The following is a 17,028-nucleotide window of genomic DNA, read 5'->3' on the forward strand; positions in this document are numbered from 1 at the left end:
ACCCTCACCTCACCTGATCGATGAGGGAGGCCGCCTGTGTGACGACGCGCTTGCCCGGATCGAGACCGGAGACCACCAACATGGCGTCGCCGTCGAGCGGTTCGATGCGGACTTCGCGTGCGGCGAAAAGCTCGGCCCTCACATGCTCGAAGACGACGCTCTGGCCATTGCTGCGGCGGATGATGCTGGCGCGGGGAACGGCAACGCCGGTTTTCGTCTCGTTCGTGGCGGCCGAGACGGTCACGAACTGGCCCAGACGCAGATCTTCTGAGCCTGAATGCAGGGCGAAATCGACAGGAACCGCCTGATTGCGGTCGGCGAGGCCAGAGCCAATATAATCGAGGGCGAAGGACTTGCCGTCGGCCGTCCGCGCAGAACCGCCTCCGCTCAGGGCCGTCGGCTCGAAGGCCGTGGCCTCGACCCAAAGCCTCTTCGGATCGACGATCTGGAAAATGACTGAATTGGGATCGGCGATCTGGCCGGCGGCGGCATTGGCCGAGGCGATCACGCCGTCGACAGGCGCCACCAAGGGCTCGGGCTCGCGACGGGCGTTATCGACGTCGGCGCGCCGCCGTTGCAGGCCCGCAAGCTCCAGCCGCGTGTCGTCGAGCGTCGCCTGAGCGACTGCCTGGGTCTTGATCAGCGATTCCTGGCGCGTCAGCCGCCGCTCGACAATCGAGATCTGCTGGTCGAGGTCACCCGCCGTCTGGTGAAGGGTGGACCGGTCAATGGCGAGGAAGGGCACGGCAACATAGGCCAGGACATCGCCTTTTTTGACCCGCTGTCCGAGACGAGGGAACCCGCCCGGCGGCGGAGACAGCCGCCCGGCTGTCGCGGCAGTGACGATGCCGCTGGCGTTGGGATCGGGAACGACCCGGCCCGGCAGTTCGATCGATCGGCTATGGGAGCCGGTTTCGCTGAGCTGCGTTCGCGCCGCCAGAATGCGTTGGCTCGGCTTGGGCACGAAGATCAGGCCATCGGCCGTGACGCCAGGCCGGTCGGCGGCGACCGGCGCCGGGACCGGAGCTTCGTCATGGCCCTCAGAAGCGAAAAGCCTGGCCGCGCCGAACACGACGATCAGCCCAACGCCGAGCGCCGGCGCCCAAAGGCGACGCCTGTTGCGCAACAGGATCGGCGTCGCGGCTCCCCCCATCAGCGCGACGGCGGCGATCCAGGGAGAAATCTTGCCAATGTCGGGTGAGTGAGCGATGGCCGCCGTCGGTTCGACGCCGTTTGCCGACGCCAAAACGGTGAGGCTCGCCGGCAGGACATCCATGTCGTTCCCGGCCATCACCGTGAAGATCAGATCGGTGCGGCCGGGCTTCGCGGCCCAGGGCGCCGGGACGCGATAGAGGCCGGGGCCCTTTGCTACGGCCTCGACCGAGCCGGCCGGCGTCTCGAGCGAAATCGACGCCCCTTCGACCGGGGCATTGGTGTCGAACCGATCGAGCCAGATCTCCAGCTCACCGCCTTTGGGAACGGCGACGAGTTCGAAGGCCGCGGATTGCGCTTCGGCGCGCGGCGAAACATGGGCGATGGCGGGCGGGGCGGCCTCGTGATCGTGGCCCTCATGGGCGAACGAAGGCGTGGCGCAGGCGAGCGCGCTCAAAAGGGCCGCGACAAGGGCGGCGAATCGAGAAAACATGGGAAATCCTGCGACCTGAACGACAGTCAACCGCAGGCGCGAGGCGACCCTGCGGAGGCGGCGAAATCAGGCGCGGAAATTCGGCGGTTCGAGCAGGGAGTTGGGTTCGACGCCGGACCTGGTCTCAAATGTCCAGGCGCGTCGCGCCAGAGCAACGGGGATAGCGAGCGGAAGGACCGGGGCCACGGCGACGATAAATGCCGAGCAACAACCCGTTCCGCAGCAGCCCGAACCATGACGGCAAGCGGCGTCCCCCGAGGATGAATCGCTCTCGGCCGATGGCGCCATGGTCGCCGTCGTGATTTCAGCGGATACGAATCCGATCGACTTGAATGGAGCTTTTTTGAGCGCCAATCCAGGCGTCGCCTCGATGCGCCGATGGACGGAGGCGTGTGCGCCTTCGTCCTGGTGGCCCGGATGAGCGGAGGCCGGCGCAAGCGTCACCACTGCCGCGAACAGGACAGCAGCAAGCCAAAGCGCAAAATGGGCCACCGATCGATGCAAAATCAACTCCACCCTAGCGCCTTAATAACACAACGACAGCGGCAATTCTACGGCGCGGTAAAGCGGGAAACTCTTCTCCGCGAAAACAGTGAACGATGTTCGAAGCGTCGCAACTGACTGAAATAGGCGCTTGGATAGGGTAGGGGCCTATGTCATAATAGCGTATGACCCATACCGTACGCGAAAAACAAAAGCTGTTGGCGCGCGTGCGCCGCATCCGGGGCCAGGTTGAAGCCATCGAGCGAGCGCTCGACGGCGAGGCTGGCTGCGAACAAGTCATGCATCTCATCGCCGGTGCGCGCGGAGCGATGGCCGGTTTGATGGCTGAGGTTGTGGAAGACCACGTGCGGACTCATCTCGTCGACGCCGAGAAACATCCGAACGCCCTGAATGCCGAAGCGGTGGAGCAGTTGCTCGATGTCGTCCGCACCTACCTGAAGTGAGACTTGCCATGAACGAGAGCTATGCTTCTTCGGCTTTTCATAGCCACGTCTTCCTCGGCGAGGGCCACGAAAAAAGCGAACGCAAGACGTGGGCGGTGATCTGGCTCTGCGGGATCATGATGGTCGCCGAGATCGTCGGCGGCCTGTTGTTCGGCTCCATCGCCCTTGTCGCCGATGGCCTGCATATGAGCACCCACGCGGGCGCGCTCCTGCTTGCGGCGCTGGCCTATACCTACGCCCGGAAACATGCCGATAATCCCAGCTTCTCCTTCGGCACCGGCAAGTTCGGCGATCTTGCCGGCTTTACCAGCGCGATCATCCTCACGATGATCTCCTTGCTGATCGGCTATGAATCTATCAGCCGCATCTTCGAACCTGTCCCGATTCATTTTGCGGAGGCGATTCCAGTCGCAATTCTGGGTCTCGCAGTGAACATCGCCAGCGCTTGGCTTCTGAGCGGCGGCGATCATCATCACGGTCATGGGCACGGACATGCGCACGAAGAGCATGCCCATGATGAATCGCACGAAATGAAGACCGATACCGGGATCATCGTGCTCGAAGTGTTCGAAGACGGCCTGCCGCCGCGCTTCCGGCTCCGGACCCAAACCGGCCCTGCCTTATCTGCGCAAACAGTCTCAGTTGAAACCGTGCGCCCTGATGGATCGCGGCAGCTTTTCGCTTTCAAGGATTGCGGCACTTATCTGGAATCCATCGAGGAAATTCCCGAGCCGCATGAATTCAACGCACGAGTAAAGCTTGGCGCGCAAACCTATGCCGTCGCGTTTGAGGAACACGAGCGCGCGCAAGGCGCGGCTCATCGTGACAACAACATGCGCGCCGCCATGGTTCACGTCATCGCCGACGCCGCCGTGTCCGTTCTAGTGATAGTGGGTTTATTGCTTGCCCGCAGCTTCGGCTGGCTCTGGATGGACCCGCTGGCCGGCATCATCGGCGCTATCGTCATAGCCAATTGGGCATTCAGCTTGATCCGTGACACTGCCGCAATCCTGCTCGACATGAACCCGGACAAGACTATGGCGGAAAAACTGCGCCAAACCATTGAGTGCGACGGCGACAAGGTTGCCGATTTGCACCTGTGGCGCTTGGGGCCGGGACATCTTGGTGCGGTTGTCTCCATATTGACGGCTGAAGCGACAAGGGGGCAGGATTATTATCGCGAAAGGCTTACCCGCTTCCAGTCGCTCTCCCATTTGACCATTGAGGTTCTGCACAAAGGGTGATGGCGTGGCAGACAAGGGCTGTACTTCCGGGGAAGACTGTTGCTCCCCGCCTCCACTGCTATTTCCAGAACCGCAGAGTGTGAAGGGCGGCCCGATCACGAGCTGCGCCGCCGATACAGCTTGCGGCTGTCACGGCGGCGTGCTGGTCTTCGATGGGCTCGATCCGCGTTACAAGCGCGTGCTCTGGACGGTGATAGGCATCAACGGCGCAATGTTTGCCACGGAAATGATCGCTGGCCATCTCGCCGGGTCACAGGCGCTGAAGGCCGACGCCCTCGACTTTCTCGCTGATACCGTCACCTACGGCCTCAGCCTTGCGGTCATCGGGGCCAGCTTAAAGACTCGGGCCACGGCGGCGCTGTTCAAGGGTCTGTCCCTGAGCCTCATGGCGCTATGGGTGTTCGGCTCCACCGTTTACCACACCTTCATTCTCGGCCTGCCGAGCGCCGAGCTGATGGGCGGAATCGCGATCCTGGCGTTTGCGGCCAACCTGACCTCGGTGCTGCTGTTGATGCGCTACAAGGACGGGGACGCCAACGTGCGTTCGGTCTGGCTCTGCTCTCGCAACGACGCGATCGGCAACATTGTCGTGATGTTCGCGGCGCTGGGCGTATGGGGCACGAAGACGGCTTGGCCCGACCTCGCGGTGGCTGGGCTGATGGCCGGGATATTCCTCACCTCGTCGGCGCAAATCCTGCGGCAGGCCTGGACGGAATATCGGAATGAGGGCAACCCTGACCGAACCGCACCGCACCGCGCGAATTATAGGCCGCGAAAGGATCGCCAGGGGCCTAATCGTTCCAGATGATTTGAATCGCTGCCGGCGGTTGATGGGAAATTCTGACATTAGAACAGCGAAGGTGCGGCCCCGTTTGCGCTCAGGGAGGCGTCTGGTCGCGCCAACGATGCGCCACCGTCAAGATTACGTTCAGAGACTCTTCCGCGCCATCTGCGACGCCTTTTTCAAAATCGCCTTCGATGCGCCCCATCTGATTGGTGACATGTGCGAAGCAGAGCACCGGCTGCTTCCGCGCGGCGGCAAAGGCATAAAGCGCTGCGGCTTCCATTTCGACAGCCAGGATGCCAGCTTCCCGGGCGGCCGTGATCGCCTCTGCCGTTTCGCGGAACGGCGCATCCGTCGTCCAGGTTGCGCCCACCTGAGCCGATATCCCCCCGGCGACAAGGGTTTCCTCAGCCAGTCGCGTCAAGCACTTGTCAGCCAGGCTGTACTCCTCGGGCGGCAGATAATGGTAGCTCGTTCCCTCGTCGCGAAGCGCGCGGTCAATGATGATGAAATATGGCGGCGCCTGTACCGGCGCAATCTGGCCCGCCGATGTCATGCTGATGAGAAGCTTGCAGCCGGAGGCGAAGAGTTCCTCGGCGATCAGGACAGCGAAGGCCGCGCCGACGGCGCAGCCGACGACGCCGTAACTTTGCCCCTTGTGCTCAAAAGCGTGAAGGTCGGTGTGATAGCAGGCCCAATGCGGGTGACGGCGAGAACGTCCGGTGGCGATGAGATGGCGTACAATATCGCCATCGGGATCGAGGATGCAGATTTCGGGCAAGGCGCCGGCGTCGATCCCCTTCTGACGGCGCGCCTCCCTGAGCAGTGCGTCCGGCGTGAACACCGAGGGCGCCTGATGGTCCTTGCGGCTCAAAATTGGTGGCCGCCTGCCATTGTCGTTTGGCGCCGTCATTGTGTTTTATCCGTTCCAGTCGCCGGTCGGCGCTCGTTCATGATGACGGCGACCAGGGCGCCGGAGGCGAAAGTCAGAACGCCAATAGCGCTTATCGCCCAGGCGGCGCCGAACAGGTCTGTCATGATTCCGGCTGAGAGGGCGCCGATGGCATAGCCCAGGTCGCGCCAGAATCGATAGACGCTGAGCGAGCGCGCCCGCCATGACGGATGCGAGGCGTCGGAGACCGAGGCGATGAGCGTCGGATAGACCATGGCAGTGCCGAGGCCGAGCAATAGGCTGGCGACGAACCACCACCTGAACTCGCGCGTCGCCGCCGTCAGGAACAGCCCGCTCGCCTGCACCCACATGCCCGCCACGATCAGGCCTTTGCGGCCCCACCGGTCGCTCAACGGGCCGGTGACGGTCTGAAGCACGCCCCACACCGCGGGATAGACGGCCTTGAGGACGCCGATCTGTTCGACACCCAGGCCGAAAGCCGTGAAGAAAAGCGGAAAGATCCCCCAGCTCATGCCGTCGTTCAGATTGTTGACCAGACCGGCTTGCGACGCCGCGAAAAGATTGCGGTCGCCGAACGAGGCGCGGCGAAAAATCTCCCAGAACCCGACCTTTTCCGCCGGGGCCGCATGATTCGCTAGTTCGAGGCCGACGTGATGGCGGGTGTCGCGTACGAGCAGGATCGAAAGGGCCAGCCCCAGAACCGCATAGGCGATGCCGAGATAGAACGGCTGAGGCCGCAAACCGTAGCGTTGGGCGATATAGCCGGTGAAGAAGGCGGTCAGGCCGACGGAAAGATAACCTGCGAATTCATTCAGGCCGACGGCGAGCCCGCGCGATTTGGGGCCGACGAGGTCCACCTTCATGATCACCGTCATCGACCAGGCGAAGCCTTGATTAATCCCGAGCAGCGCGTTCGCCGCGATGATCCAGCCCCAGGTCGGCCCCCAGCCGATCATGAAGGGGACCGGCAGCCCGAACAGCCAGCCGAGGACGAGCATGTGCTTGCGGCCGTAAACATCCGCGAAATGCCCCGAGATCAGATTGGCGATCGCCTTGACGATTCCGAAACTGACGATGAAGGAGACGACAATCGTCGTCGAGGCGATTTTGAACTCTTCGGATCCGATCAGCGGGACCACTGTGCGCTCCAGCCCCACCATGCCGCCGACAAAGGCATTGATGAGCACGAGCAGCGAAAACTGCCGCCAATTCTCGCGCAGGCCAAGCCGGATGCCAGAAGGCGCGGAAGTGTTCGATTGTGGCGGCATGGTCATTGTTTCCAAGGCTGATCGACGGAAACCGCGCCAAGCGCGATGAACGCGGCGCCAAATGTGGTCAGGCGGCCGAGGCGAGCATCGATCGGCGCCAGTGCGCGGGCAAAAGCGCTCACTGGCGGATAGTAAACGGCGCCGCGGATGGCTATGACGGACAGCCCCGCCTGTTCCGCGAGCGAGCCCAACTCGGACGCGCTGCGGAATCGCGCCGCCTTCCAGGTCTCCGCGCCGAGCCAGCCGCGCACACGGCGCAGAGCCGCCCACAGGCTCCAGCGCCCGAGTTCTCCGAGCACGAGCCGCCCGCCCGGACGAAGCACGCGCGCCAACTCGTGAACGGCGCTTGCCGCCTCCGGCGTGAAACAAAGAACGATGACGGAGAAAACAACGTCAAACGAGGCGTCGGGAAACGGCAAGCGCTCGACGCGCCCTACCAGGAACGCCGCATCGACGCCCGCCTTGGCCGCGCGCGACCGCGCGGCGGCGAGCATGGCCGGGTCGGGATCGACGCCTGTCGCCTCGGCGCCGCGCGCCGTCATGAGGCAAACCAGCACGCCGTCGCCACAGCCCGCGTCGAGGACGCGGGCGCCCTCGACCCCGCCGATCATGTCGAGGATCAGTCGCTGCTCGATGGCTTCCGTGATCGCCCCGAGCGAAGTCGCGCGCCAGGCTGCGTAGGGTGCTGGGCCAATCGTTGTGAGCTCCTTCCTGCTCATGCGAGCGCCCGCTTGAGCCGGTCAACGGTTCCGTCGATTTCTTCCCGCGTCGTGCCGCGCCCAAGGCTGAAGCGGATGGCGCCCATCCCTACCGCGGGGGCGACGCCCATGGCCTTCAACACGGGTGACAGCGCGATCTCGCCGGAATGACAGGCGGACCCGGTCGAAGCGGCGACATCGGGTATTCGCGCGAGGATGTCGGCGCCGACGCGCCCGATGAATGAAACATTGAGCGTGTTGGGCAGCCGAAGCACCGGATGGCCGTTCAGCGCGACTTGGTCGCCAAACGCCGCGCGCAGGTTTTCCCAGAACACATCCCGCAGCCGCCTCACGCCCGGCGCGCCAATCCAGGGCGGCGCAATCTCGCACGCCTTGCCGAGGGCCGTGGTCAGCAGCGCGCTTTCCGTGCCCGCGCGCCGGCCGCTTTCGTGTCCGGCGCCGTGGATAAGCGGCTCGATCTCGATCCCCCGCCGAATATAGAGAGCGCCAATCCCCTTGGGCGCATAGGATTTGTGGCCCGCGATGGAGAGAAGGGCGACGCCAAGATCGTCAACTTGGGTCGGGATCTTGCCGAAAGATTGCGCGGCGTCGCTATGCAGGGGAACGCCATGCTCGCGGGCGATTTTCGCGATTTCGGCGATTGGCTGGATGGTCCCGACCTCGTTGTTGGCGTGCATGACGCTGATCAGAAACGTATCCTTGGTGATCGCCTTGCGGATGTCATCGGGATCGACGAGGCCGGCGCCGTCCACCCGCACATAGGTGACCTTGGCGCCCAGTCGCTCCAGGAAACGGCACGGTTCGAGCGTCGCCGGGTGCTCGATTTCGGAGACGATCAAATGTGACGGGCGATCGTTGCGCCGGAAGAACAATCCTTTCAGCGCGAGATTATTGGCCTCGCTGCCGCCGCTGGTGAACACGACTTCATCGGAATGGCAGCCGAGGAGCGCAGCAACCTTGCTGCGGGCATTCTCCACCGCGACCTTTGCCGGCGCGCCAGCCCAATGGCCGCTTGAGGGGTTGCCATACACATCCTCCTGCAAAGGCCTCATCGCCGCCGCGACTTCGGGGGCGATCGGCGTGCTAGCGTTATAGTCGAGATAGATGGTCGCCATCGTCAGAACACCAGAACCTTTTCGGCGGCCAAGGTCTCGGCCGCAAGCGCGTCCATGGTGCTGCGGCTCGCGCCTTCCATCACTTCGGAATCCGCGATGCCGCGCGCGTCCATGCATGTCCCGCACAAAAGGACCTGTCCCTTGCCGGCCATGACGCGCTTTAGCATCCGCTCGATACTGTAAAATCCCTCCGGCGTCTTCTGGCCGGCCTTGGCGGACAAGACAGCGGCGGCCATGAGAAAGACGACGATCGCCGCGTCTGGCTCTCGTTTCACCAGCGCATGGGCTAGACGCAAGGCGTTGTAAGTGCGTTCGGTCCCGTAGGGCGGATCGTTCAGGAGCAGCAGGAATTTCATTTCGGTTTTCCTCAACGGCATAGTGGGACGAATTTTTTCCCGCGGCGCCGGTCCGTACATCAAGACCTGAACGACAAAGCGGCTCACCAGGCTGAGTCGCGAACTCTGCCGCCGTTTGGCAGCTTTCCTTATTCGCCAAGAACGCGACGGCGTTGGTCGAATTCTTCCCCGTCGATCTCGCCGCGCGCGTAGCGCTCCTTAAGGATGTCGAGCGGTGTCCGCTCCGGAGGCGTCCGGCGTAGAGGCGGCGCCCAGCCTGAAAGGCCAAGGAATGGCTTTTCTGCAGGCTTGTCATGCAATCGAAATGGAAGCAATTACCCCCGAACGAAGCCACGCGAAATAGCCGCCTCGGAATCTAGAGCAAGCTCCATCAGATCATGAAGTAGCGCCCGGATCGCTTCCCGAGCGTCCCCGCCGAACGCCGAAATGATCGCGTCAATTTCGTCGTCCGTCACTTTGACGACGGCGGCTTTCCCGCCTGACATTGACATGATTCAACCCCGGTCACTTGATGGGAACATAACAAGTACATTAGGGAGATCCAGAGTCAAGGCGTGCAAGTTCGGACTTGGCCAACGACGTCGTGCCTTTCGCTTAAGCGCCGTGCGCTGCGACGACCGGTATTTTTCGCGCTATCTGCATTGGCGCCGCTATAACGTCGGCCGCCGATCCTTTCAAATTTCGACGATTGCCGGGCGAAAGCTCTCGACGGCAGGCGCCTCGCCGACATAACCGCGTTGCGCCGAGACAACCCGCGTCGACCCAATGAATTTATCAACGTTGAAGTGCGTATGGCCAAACACCCAGAGCGTGGGGCGCCAAGCCTGAATTTCGGCGCTCAGATCGCTGACGAACGCAGGCGACAGGATGTCGCCGCGATATTCCGGCGCGGCGCCGTCGATGATCGGCGCGTGATGCGTCACGATGACGATTTTAGCCTCAGGGTCGTTCGCGCGGATTTTCGCGACCTCGTCTCGGAGCCAGGCCCGGCTCGCAAAATGCAAACTGCGTGCGCCTGGTGGTCTGAATTTGTTGCCACCTAGCCGGCAACGAACGTGATCGTTGAGGCAATTATTCGCTTCGCGCATTGCGGTTTCGACGTTCTCGCGTCCGTTCGCCGCGTAGTCGGTCCACAAAGTTGCGCCGAGAACATGCACGTCGCCGAATTCCGCGCGACTGTTTTCAAGGAAACTCACGCGCCCCTGAGTCACCGTCGCTTTCTCGCGCAGCGCGTCGAAAAGACGGTCAAACGGCGTGCCGTCATAGCCTTCGTGATTTCCGAGAACATAAACAACCGGCGCGCCGATGTACTGCGCCACCTCGTCAGCATATGCCATTCCGCGCGTCCCAACGTCGATATCTCCCGCCAATATCAAGAGGTCGACGCCTACCGCTTCATCGAGCAAAGGCCCGATGCGGGGATGCCAGAGGATACTGGCGCGGCGCTCGACGAACGCGGACCATTCATCGCCGCGAACCGGGCCGCGCTCGAACTCCAAATGCAAGTCGGACATGATGGCGACACGCATGACGAACCTTCAAAAAAGTGTTCGATAGGCAGCCGGGACGTAATAAGCATTCGGGATTGGTTCGAACGTCCCGCCGCCCTCATGACACTTGATAGCGCCGGCGTACGAGCATTTCAGGAGCGAGGCTCGCTTGAGCCAAATCGATTTCGAGCAAATCCTGACAGACAAGCGCGAGAACGGCCGCAACCCCGTCCGGCGAACTCGTTGCCGCTTGCGCAACATCAATCAGCGGAGCGGCGCCGCCCTCGGTCAAAAAATGCAAAACACGGACGCGGTCGCCCGGCGGCACCCAGCGCTTTCGGCAGGACCAGACAAGGCGAGCGCTCGTCAGTCGGGGCTCGCTAAGAATGATGGGTTCGTGGAGAACGACGTCACAGTCGCCGCCCGCGAGTTCGTCTTCCTCATCGGCATTTGAACGCACATAAACGCGTTCCTCGACGCTGCAGCGCGCCGCGCGAAAATCGAAACTGCACTCTTCGGCTTCGGGCGGCCGGATGTCCGTGACTTCCGGATCGAGCGCGGTCTGGATCAATGCATCGCGAACCAGGCGATTCCTGACAGGAATTAGCACTTTAGCTTTGGCGCATTGGAAAATAGGCGCGTTCGCAACGCGCGACGGCTGTTCAGAACTTTGAACCGACAACATGAGCCGAACCTCCGAGACGCTACAAGCTCGATCATTAGGAACAAATAGCGAACATTTGTGATCGAGTCAATTCCTCGGCTTCCGCTTTCAGGCGATGATACCCATGCGGCGGCCGATTCGCCCGAACAGCGAGAATGCCATGAGGCAATCGATTGTCCTGGCATTGGTTCTGTTCTCGACGCACGGACAAAACGCGCCAGCAGGCGGCTTTCGATCGCCCTGATAATCATACGTTGTCAGCGCCTACGGAACTTTCTGGATAATAGGCGAGAATAATAGTGAGCGGTGGAACTTACTCAGCGGCCTACAGCAAAGATCTTGGTGAACTGATCACTGCTGACGATGCCTATTCATATCGTTCTCAGGACTTAATTTCGAGCAACGACGGGTTTGAGTGCGCTTCAGACAGCTGCCAAGCGCGTCTTATGTGCATCAATATTGATAGCCCGCCCGCCTCTCGAATTCTAGAACCGTATTTTCGTATCGCTAAAGGCGCGGCGCACGACCCAAGATGCCCATATTCGCCGCCGGAAACCGTTGTTGGGCGACAAGACAAGGACAAAGAATTTATCAAAAAAGTGAAATGCGGGCATGACGACGTCGTTTTCCTTGAAGTAGCTCCGATACGCTCACCCCGTTCAGTCCCGCCCGGACAGTCGCCAATCATCACGAAGAAGAGCACCTCGACCCCTTCGACTAACCCAACTGGACAATCCCTTAATATCTCCCGTTATAATCGGGTCCGGCCGCTGGTCATGCGATTCAAAAAAATGTCCACTGTGCAGGCAGGAAGCACTTATGTCCACATTGGAGCCGAGCGGATCGCATACTCCGACCTCTTCTTCAATCTAAACACTGCAAACCACGACTTGGCCGCTCCGGAGAGGCGAGTCATTTTTTGGGGAGTTGGTTTCATCAACACACTACAAAACGGTGATTATCAACTCAAATTTCGTTATCCGCAGACATTGTCTGGAAAGAATGACCGACCAAACGTGTACATCAACCGCTCAGAACTTGATGTCTATATGGAAAAAAACATCCTCTCACAAATAATCGCCGCGGGATTGGCAGCGGCTGGACAAAGGGTTGAAATTTTCGTTTACGCTGAACCCGTTTTGGCAAGGAGCGGCACACAGATTTATCTGCGCATCGCATCTTTAGATCACTTATATTTCGTGCCGCATTAGAAATAATGCGGCGTTGTCCTCATTGCGACGCGATGCGGCATCGTCCAACTGATTACTTCCCAAACGGCTTTCCTGGCGGTTGGCACGCAGACTTCACCGGTAACAAATACTGTCTCACCATTCGGTATGGCACACAATGAGGCGTCTTCAAGCGCGAGCGTCAATTTCAAACTCAGCTGGAGACGCCCGAGTCCCCGAACATCAATTTGAAGTGTTTCTCCGAGCAAGACGGGATCTGAATATTCGAAATCGGCATCATCTTTCCTGAAAAACAGGTTATATGGGGCATCGATATCAATATCATCTATCGGTGCAGACACCGTAAGATACGGCTCGATTGCCGTTTCAATGTCATGCAAAATACTCATGGATTTACTTCCTGCCGTAGTTACATACCTATGTATTATGTCAGCAAACAATATTGGGGGCAAACACCAAACATAAACTGTATTGCCCGAATAATTCTTTAGGATCTACCACACCAAAAATCCGGGTTGCGTTATGAGCCAAGCCGACTCGCTGGACCGTAAAGCTTTCGTATTCGAGTTGCTCCGAACCAAATTGTGCCAGGCGCGAAAGAGCGTAAAAACACTGATCAACATCGCCGGTTCATCGGGCGGGCAGGTATGCCTGGACCCACCGGCGCGCCGCTTAGACGTCACCGGACGCCGCAAATGCCGGACCTGATTGAAACCCGTATCGGCCGGCCAGAATGTCGCCTTCATCAGAAGGTTCCAGGAACGATCTTCCGACTCGAACATCGTTTAACCGGAGGTCACCCGGTTGCGCGGAAAGGTTCGATTCCGCGTGGCGTCGATCTGGAGTTTTGATCGATCTCCTTGCCGACTGGTCAAAGCGTGGCGAGTGGGAAATCGCCATCAAAAGCAACAGCGGACTAGATCCAACGGTCGCTTGCAGCCCGTCGCGTCCGGCAAATTGATTAATCGTTCGTGAATCGCCAGATCCAGACATCTTTGGTTTTCGGTCGTAGGTTCGCTGGCGCCGCCGCAATGTCTGCTCATGCGAGATTCCAGGCCCTCAATTTAGGACGCAAAGGGCAGACCTCTGGCTCAAACGGAGTTATGTTTTGCTCACCCGCGAGAAAAGTCTGGTCCATCCCAGATTTTTTCGATTACATATTTTAGTTGTGACCTCGCCCAGCGCGGAATTGCGCGGCCGCAATTGTATTGTCAGTGTTTCGATTAAAAATTGCCCCGACGGAAGAGACAATGCCATTTTTATCCGACGACGAAAAAGCCGCTATTTCCATCAATCGAATGATTTTCCACGTCGTGGGCAAAACGGCTGACGACCTCAAACTGCTGGACGAGATATCCCCTCCTCAATTCACGGACTTCTTCGTCGATCGCGTGAAGTCCGCCCTAAGGGGAAATTTATTCGAATTTCGGGAGCGTTCGAAAGCCGAAGCTTTGATACGATCGATCGCGTCAGACGCGTCGGTTTTCACCGAAAAATCGCAGGACTTGGCGTCCGAATTTCAGAACCAGCATTACTCCGTGACCAGCGCAGGAGTTTTCTTTGTATTCGAGCTAAATGTGGGCAACACCGAACCCATCTACGCACTGATCAAGTACGACAACGAAGATGTCGTCCGCTATCTTCTGAAAGCCTCCTCTGGCCCGCAGGTGCCCAGATTAGAGAGATTCCACGAAACTTTCGTGCGGAAGCCAGAGGCTATGCAAAAGATCGCTTTGGTACGACTTGCGCCTGGCGAAGGCGGGAGCATCATGGTCAGAGACCGATCGAACACCGCACATATCTCCGATTATTTCGAAAGGTTCCTTCAAGCGCGCCGGGTGAATTCGCCCGACGATCTCAGCGAGAAGCTGGCGGAGGCGTTCAAGGACACCTTCAAGGACCATCGCGCCTCCCTGCCGGAAGACATACAGAAAAGCGGCGTAAACCGGATCTACGAGGTGCTTCGTCAGGGCGGTCACCGGTTTGACCCCGACGATTGCGAGCCGCTCATCACCGCGATTTTCGGCCAAGTCGAGGAAGATGCTCCGCTCAGAAAGACATTAGCGCGCAAACTGAAGGATCGAGGCGTCTCGGAGGAGACCTTTGATATCAATCCTGAGAAGATCAGAAAGCCCTCACGCCTTCGAATTGAAACCGAAGAGGGCACGCAGATTCTTTTTGACGAAGGAAACCGCCCAGCCATTCGCCGCCTCGAGGATGGGCGGCAGGAAATCGTTGTGGTGACAGCACGCGTGACGAGGGACGATGTCGATATCGAGAAACGTCCACGCGGCAATTGACGCGAGCCGCTTATCAGGCGACTGCGTCGTCAGCGAGGATCACGGGCGATTGCGCGTCGCGGGACGCCTTTCGCGCGATGCGCTTTTTCGCTGGCAATCGGTTTGTGATCAACTGCCCGTCTGGCTGAAAATTTCGTGCATCGACGAGAGTGAAGACAGCATCGCGCCAGGAGTCGCCAGGGACGGCGAGCGCGTAAGACTGACCGTCAATTTCGAGCCCATCGAGGGAGCAGTGCATCTTTTCACTTTGGAGGGCTGGCGTTCTTTCCTACTGAACGACGACTTGGTGACGCCAGCCGCGGTTGTGAGGCTGGCCTTTTCGGAAAATCCGTTCGCGACCAAGGGTTTCATTGTAGAGCCGTGGAACGGCGATCCGAAGGGAAACGAATTTGTCACCCAGACTCCGGTTGCGGGACCTCGAAGACAGGTTCGCTGCCATTCCGCCGAATTCATGGCCCCCAGTCGGATAGAGCCATGGATTACGGTGACAAAGCCGAACGCGGAGGACGTCGCTTGGCGCGAATGGCGCCGTATCGCAATGGAGATGATCGCCAGATCGCTTCCGAGCGAGCTTTTTGTCGAGGCCGGAGTGCGTCGGGTTGCTCTATCCGGACAGCCGCCGAGGCGCTTAAATTTCGGGGAATTGGACGAGAGTTGCTCCTTTCAATTGCTCCAGGATGCCGCGGACTGGGTCTATTTGGAAGGTACCGACAACGAAGTCCGGCATACATTCCTGACTGCCGAACTCACAAGGGAATGGCCCGCCGACGCGTCATTTTTCCGAGAGATCAGCGGGCGCGTCTCGCTCGCGCTCGATTCCGCGCGGCTTCTATATAAGGCGCATCTTCGATCGGGCAGCAAAGACACGCTAAAGGCGTTGGCCGACTTGCGGAAATCTCTCGCGGACGACGTCCAAAAGCTAATTCAACAAGCCCGCGACCTTTCCAACGCCATTTGGAGGGACGTCGCCTTGGCTATCGGCGTGCTGGCAATCCGGCTGGCCATGGATCCAGCCAAAACTGCCGCTACGTCGAAACCGTTCGCAATAATATTTTTAGTCGTTGCTATCTATGTCGGCGTATCGTTCTGGATCGCGATTTCGACAAACGACCAATTTTTCAAAAAATTTGATGATACCAGGAGCGCGTGGCGTCCTAAGCTTTACGCCTTCCTTGACAATGGCGACTACAAGTCGCTCGCCGACGACCCGATCAACGGGGCGATCGCCACTTATCGCTCCACAGAACGTAAAATAGCGGTTGTCGTCGCCGTGGTCGTCATTGTGTTGTTGATTTTGGCTTGCATGGAGGCAGGATTCTTTTCACTCGACGATGTCAGAACCTTCCTTGCCGGCGTGTGGGCTAAAGCCATCGTTTTTTGGCATGCTGTTTTGGCTTGGCTGCATCTGTGAAAAGACGTGTTTCTGATTCGCGCCGAGCACGATCAGTTGATCGATTTAAGCCATCGATCTTGCGTGCCAAGAAACCCTGATTTTTGAGCCAAATTATCGAGCATTCGCGGATCAACGCCCTAGCCTGACGTCCGAAATGCCGGACGATTTGCGCGCATTCGTTCTCAACGGGCTGCGCCCGACATATGAGGCCACGCGGAATATGGCGCGGAATCGCTGGCTTTGCTCGAAGAACTTCTCGCGGTGGCCAATCGTCAGCGCAGCTTTTCAAGGCTCGAGATCGCCGAAGAGCAGGCCGCCCGAGGCGACCATGAACACCAAAATAGGGGGAGCGCCGCCCGAGGGAGGGCGCGAATCACTCCGTCAATTCCTCGGCTTCCTCTTTCAGGAGATGATGCTGGTGCGGCGGCCGATTCGCCGGAACAGCGAGAATGCAATGTGGCGATCAGTTTTCCTGGTATTGGTTCTGCTGTCGTCGCCGGCTCATGCGGATGAACGGTACCGGCCCGCGCTCAATCCTGCCGTGACGCAGGCCACGATCGCCGAAACAATCTGCACACCTGGCTGGACGCGAACGATCCGCCCCTACGTTTCCGAAATGAAGAGGATCAAGGCGGAGTTGTTAACGGCAATCGGAGAGCCCATTGAACATCGCAATTGATACGAACTCGATCACATCATCCCTCTCGCGCTCGGCGGCGCCGTCATTGACCGGCGCAATTTGGCGCTGCAGCCGATCGAAGAAGCGCATCAGAAAGATGCGGTAGAAGCTTGTCTTTCATCCCTGGTCTGCCAAGGGAAAATCGAGCTTCAAGACGCTCAAAGCGCGATTTCGGAGGATTGGCTGTTGATTGCCACTGAGAACTGACCCGCTTTGGGCGGGCATTTCCACTGAGATTTGACCCATGTTTGAACTTCTCCCGGCTGGCGTCAGCGGGGGTCTTTGGAGTGATAGACATGGCGTTATTGAGCGTTATCCGGC

Annotated in this window: 18 protein-coding genes; 7 read left to right on the plus strand and 11 right to left on the minus strand. The window is 59.5% G+C overall.

All coding sequences use genetic code 11. The annotated features are described in order from the left end of the window. Positions 1–4 precede the first annotated feature (4 nt). The gene (locus tag QZ409_RS01560) at positions 5–1,645 is read right to left on the minus strand and encodes an efflux RND transporter periplasmic adaptor subunit (RefSeq protein WP_296706356.1); all 1,641 of its coding nucleotides are present in this window, start codon (positions 1,643–1,645) and stop codon (positions 5–7) included. A 66-nt stretch (positions 1,646–1,711) separates the two neighbouring features. Then, on the minus strand, positions 1,712–2,149 hold the full coding sequence (locus tag QZ409_RS01565; RefSeq protein ID WP_296706359.1) for a hypothetical protein: 438 nt from the start codon (positions 2,147–2,149) through the stop codon (positions 1,712–1,714). Positions 2,150–2,313: 164 nt separating this feature from the next. Here QZ409_RS01565 and QZ409_RS01570 point away from each other — a divergent pair, with 164 nt between their 5' ends. The 3 genes from QZ409_RS01570 to QZ409_RS01580 all read left to right on the plus strand — a co-directional run bounded on the left by QZ409_RS01570 (position 2,314) and on the right by QZ409_RS01580 (position 4,644). Then, positions 2,314–2,592 carry a metal/formaldehyde-sensitive transcriptional repressor gene (locus tag QZ409_RS01570; protein WP_296706361.1) on the plus strand — a complete coding sequence of 93 codons (279 nt, stop codon included), beginning with the start codon at positions 2,314–2,316 and terminating at the stop codon, positions 2,590–2,592. An 8-nt stretch (positions 2,593–2,600) separates the two neighbouring features. Beyond that, the gene (gene dmeF, locus QZ409_RS01575) at positions 2,601–3,836 is read left to right on the plus strand and encodes a CDF family Co(II)/Ni(II) efflux transporter DmeF (RefSeq protein WP_296706364.1); all 1,236 of its coding nucleotides are present in this window, start codon (positions 2,601–2,603) and stop codon (positions 3,834–3,836) included. A gap of 79 nt (positions 3,837–3,915) precedes the next feature. After that, the gene (locus QZ409_RS01580; protein WP_296706366.1) at positions 3,916–4,644 is read left to right on the plus strand and encodes a cation transporter; all 729 of its coding nucleotides are present in this window, start codon (positions 3,916–3,918) and stop codon (positions 4,642–4,644) included. Between the two features lie 70 nt (positions 4,645–4,714). Here the strand turns inward: QZ409_RS01580 and QZ409_RS01585 are convergent, their stop codons facing one another. The 7 genes from QZ409_RS01585 to QZ409_RS01615 all read right to left on the minus strand — a co-directional run bounded on the left by QZ409_RS01585 (position 4,715) and on the right by QZ409_RS01615 (position 11,166). Further along, complete coding sequence (locus QZ409_RS01585) at positions 4,715–5,533, minus strand: nucleoside phosphorylase (RefSeq protein ID WP_296706369.1); 819 nt, start codon at positions 5,531–5,533, stop codon at positions 4,715–4,717. Next, positions 5,530–6,801 (minus strand): MFS transporter, encoded by a 1,272-nt coding sequence (locus tag QZ409_RS01590; RefSeq protein WP_296706395.1) that lies wholly within the window; start codon positions 6,799–6,801, stop codon positions 5,530–5,532. Before QZ409_RS01590 ends, QZ409_RS01585 begins: the two co-directional genes overlap by 4 nt. Positions 6,802–6,803: 2 nt before the next feature. Next, on the minus strand, positions 6,804–7,520 hold the full coding sequence (locus QZ409_RS01595) for a class I SAM-dependent methyltransferase (RefSeq protein WP_296706371.1): 717 nt from the start codon (positions 7,518–7,520) through the stop codon (positions 6,804–6,806). Further along, the gene (locus tag QZ409_RS01600; protein WP_296706373.1) at positions 7,517–8,635 is read right to left on the minus strand and encodes a cysteine desulfurase family protein; all 1,119 of its coding nucleotides are present in this window, start codon (positions 8,633–8,635) and stop codon (positions 7,517–7,519) included. The genes QZ409_RS01595 and QZ409_RS01600 overlap by 4 nt, the downstream gene beginning before the upstream one ends. A 2-nt stretch (positions 8,636–8,637) precedes the next feature. After that, complete coding sequence (locus tag QZ409_RS01605; protein ID WP_296706376.1) at positions 8,638–8,991, minus strand: DsrE family protein; 354 nt, start codon at positions 8,989–8,991, stop codon at positions 8,638–8,640. Positions 8,992–9,665: 674 nt separating this feature from the next. After that, positions 9,666–10,520, minus strand: a complete 855-nt coding sequence (locus QZ409_RS01610; RefSeq protein ID WP_296706378.1) for a metallophosphoesterase — start codon at positions 10,518–10,520, stop codon at positions 9,666–9,668. A 79-nt stretch (positions 10,521–10,599) separates the two neighbouring features. Next, positions 10,600–11,166, minus strand: coding sequence for a hypothetical protein (locus QZ409_RS01615; protein WP_296706380.1), 567 nt, complete (start codon positions 11,164–11,166; stop codon positions 10,600–10,602). Positions 11,167–11,444: 278 nt separating this feature from the next. Between QZ409_RS01615 and QZ409_RS01620 the strand changes: the two genes are divergently transcribed. Then, entirely contained in the window at positions 11,445–12,356 is a 912-nt protein-coding gene (locus tag QZ409_RS01620) for a hypothetical protein (protein ID WP_296706382.1), read from the plus strand. Here QZ409_RS01620 and QZ409_RS01625 read toward each other — a convergent pair. After that, on the minus strand, positions 12,353–12,724 hold the full coding sequence (locus QZ409_RS01625) for a hypothetical protein (protein WP_296706384.1): 372 nt from the start codon (positions 12,722–12,724) through the stop codon (positions 12,353–12,355). The two genes, QZ409_RS01620 and QZ409_RS01625, sit on opposite strands and share 4 nt — an antisense overlap. 861 nt (positions 12,725–13,585) lie before the next feature. Between QZ409_RS01625 and QZ409_RS01630 the strand changes: the two genes are divergently transcribed. From QZ409_RS01630 to QZ409_RS01640, 3 genes are all read left to right on the plus strand, one after another. Next, positions 13,586–14,635: a nucleoid-associated protein gene (locus QZ409_RS01630; RefSeq protein ID WP_296706385.1), complete on the plus strand. Its 1,050-nt coding sequence runs from the start codon at positions 13,586–13,588 to the stop codon at positions 14,633–14,635. Further along, entirely contained in the window at positions 14,601–16,046 is a 1,446-nt protein-coding gene (locus tag QZ409_RS01635) for a hypothetical protein (protein ID WP_296706387.1), read from the plus strand. Before QZ409_RS01630 ends, QZ409_RS01635 begins: the two co-directional genes overlap by 35 nt. A 310-nt stretch (positions 16,047–16,356) precedes the next feature. Further along, positions 16,357–16,707, plus strand: coding sequence for a hypothetical protein (locus tag QZ409_RS01640; protein ID WP_296706389.1), 351 nt, complete (start codon positions 16,357–16,359; stop codon positions 16,705–16,707). A 43-nt stretch (positions 16,708–16,750) separates the two neighbouring features. Here the strand turns inward: QZ409_RS01640 and QZ409_RS01645 are convergent. Then, on the minus strand, positions 16,751–17,028 hold a 278-nt coding region (locus QZ409_RS01645; RefSeq protein WP_296706390.1), incomplete at its 5' end, for a hypothetical protein.

Source organism: Rhodoblastus sp. (assembly GCF_019449565.1).
Taxonomy (GTDB): Bacteria; Pseudomonadota; Alphaproteobacteria; order Rhizobiales; family Beijerinckiaceae; genus Rhodoblastus.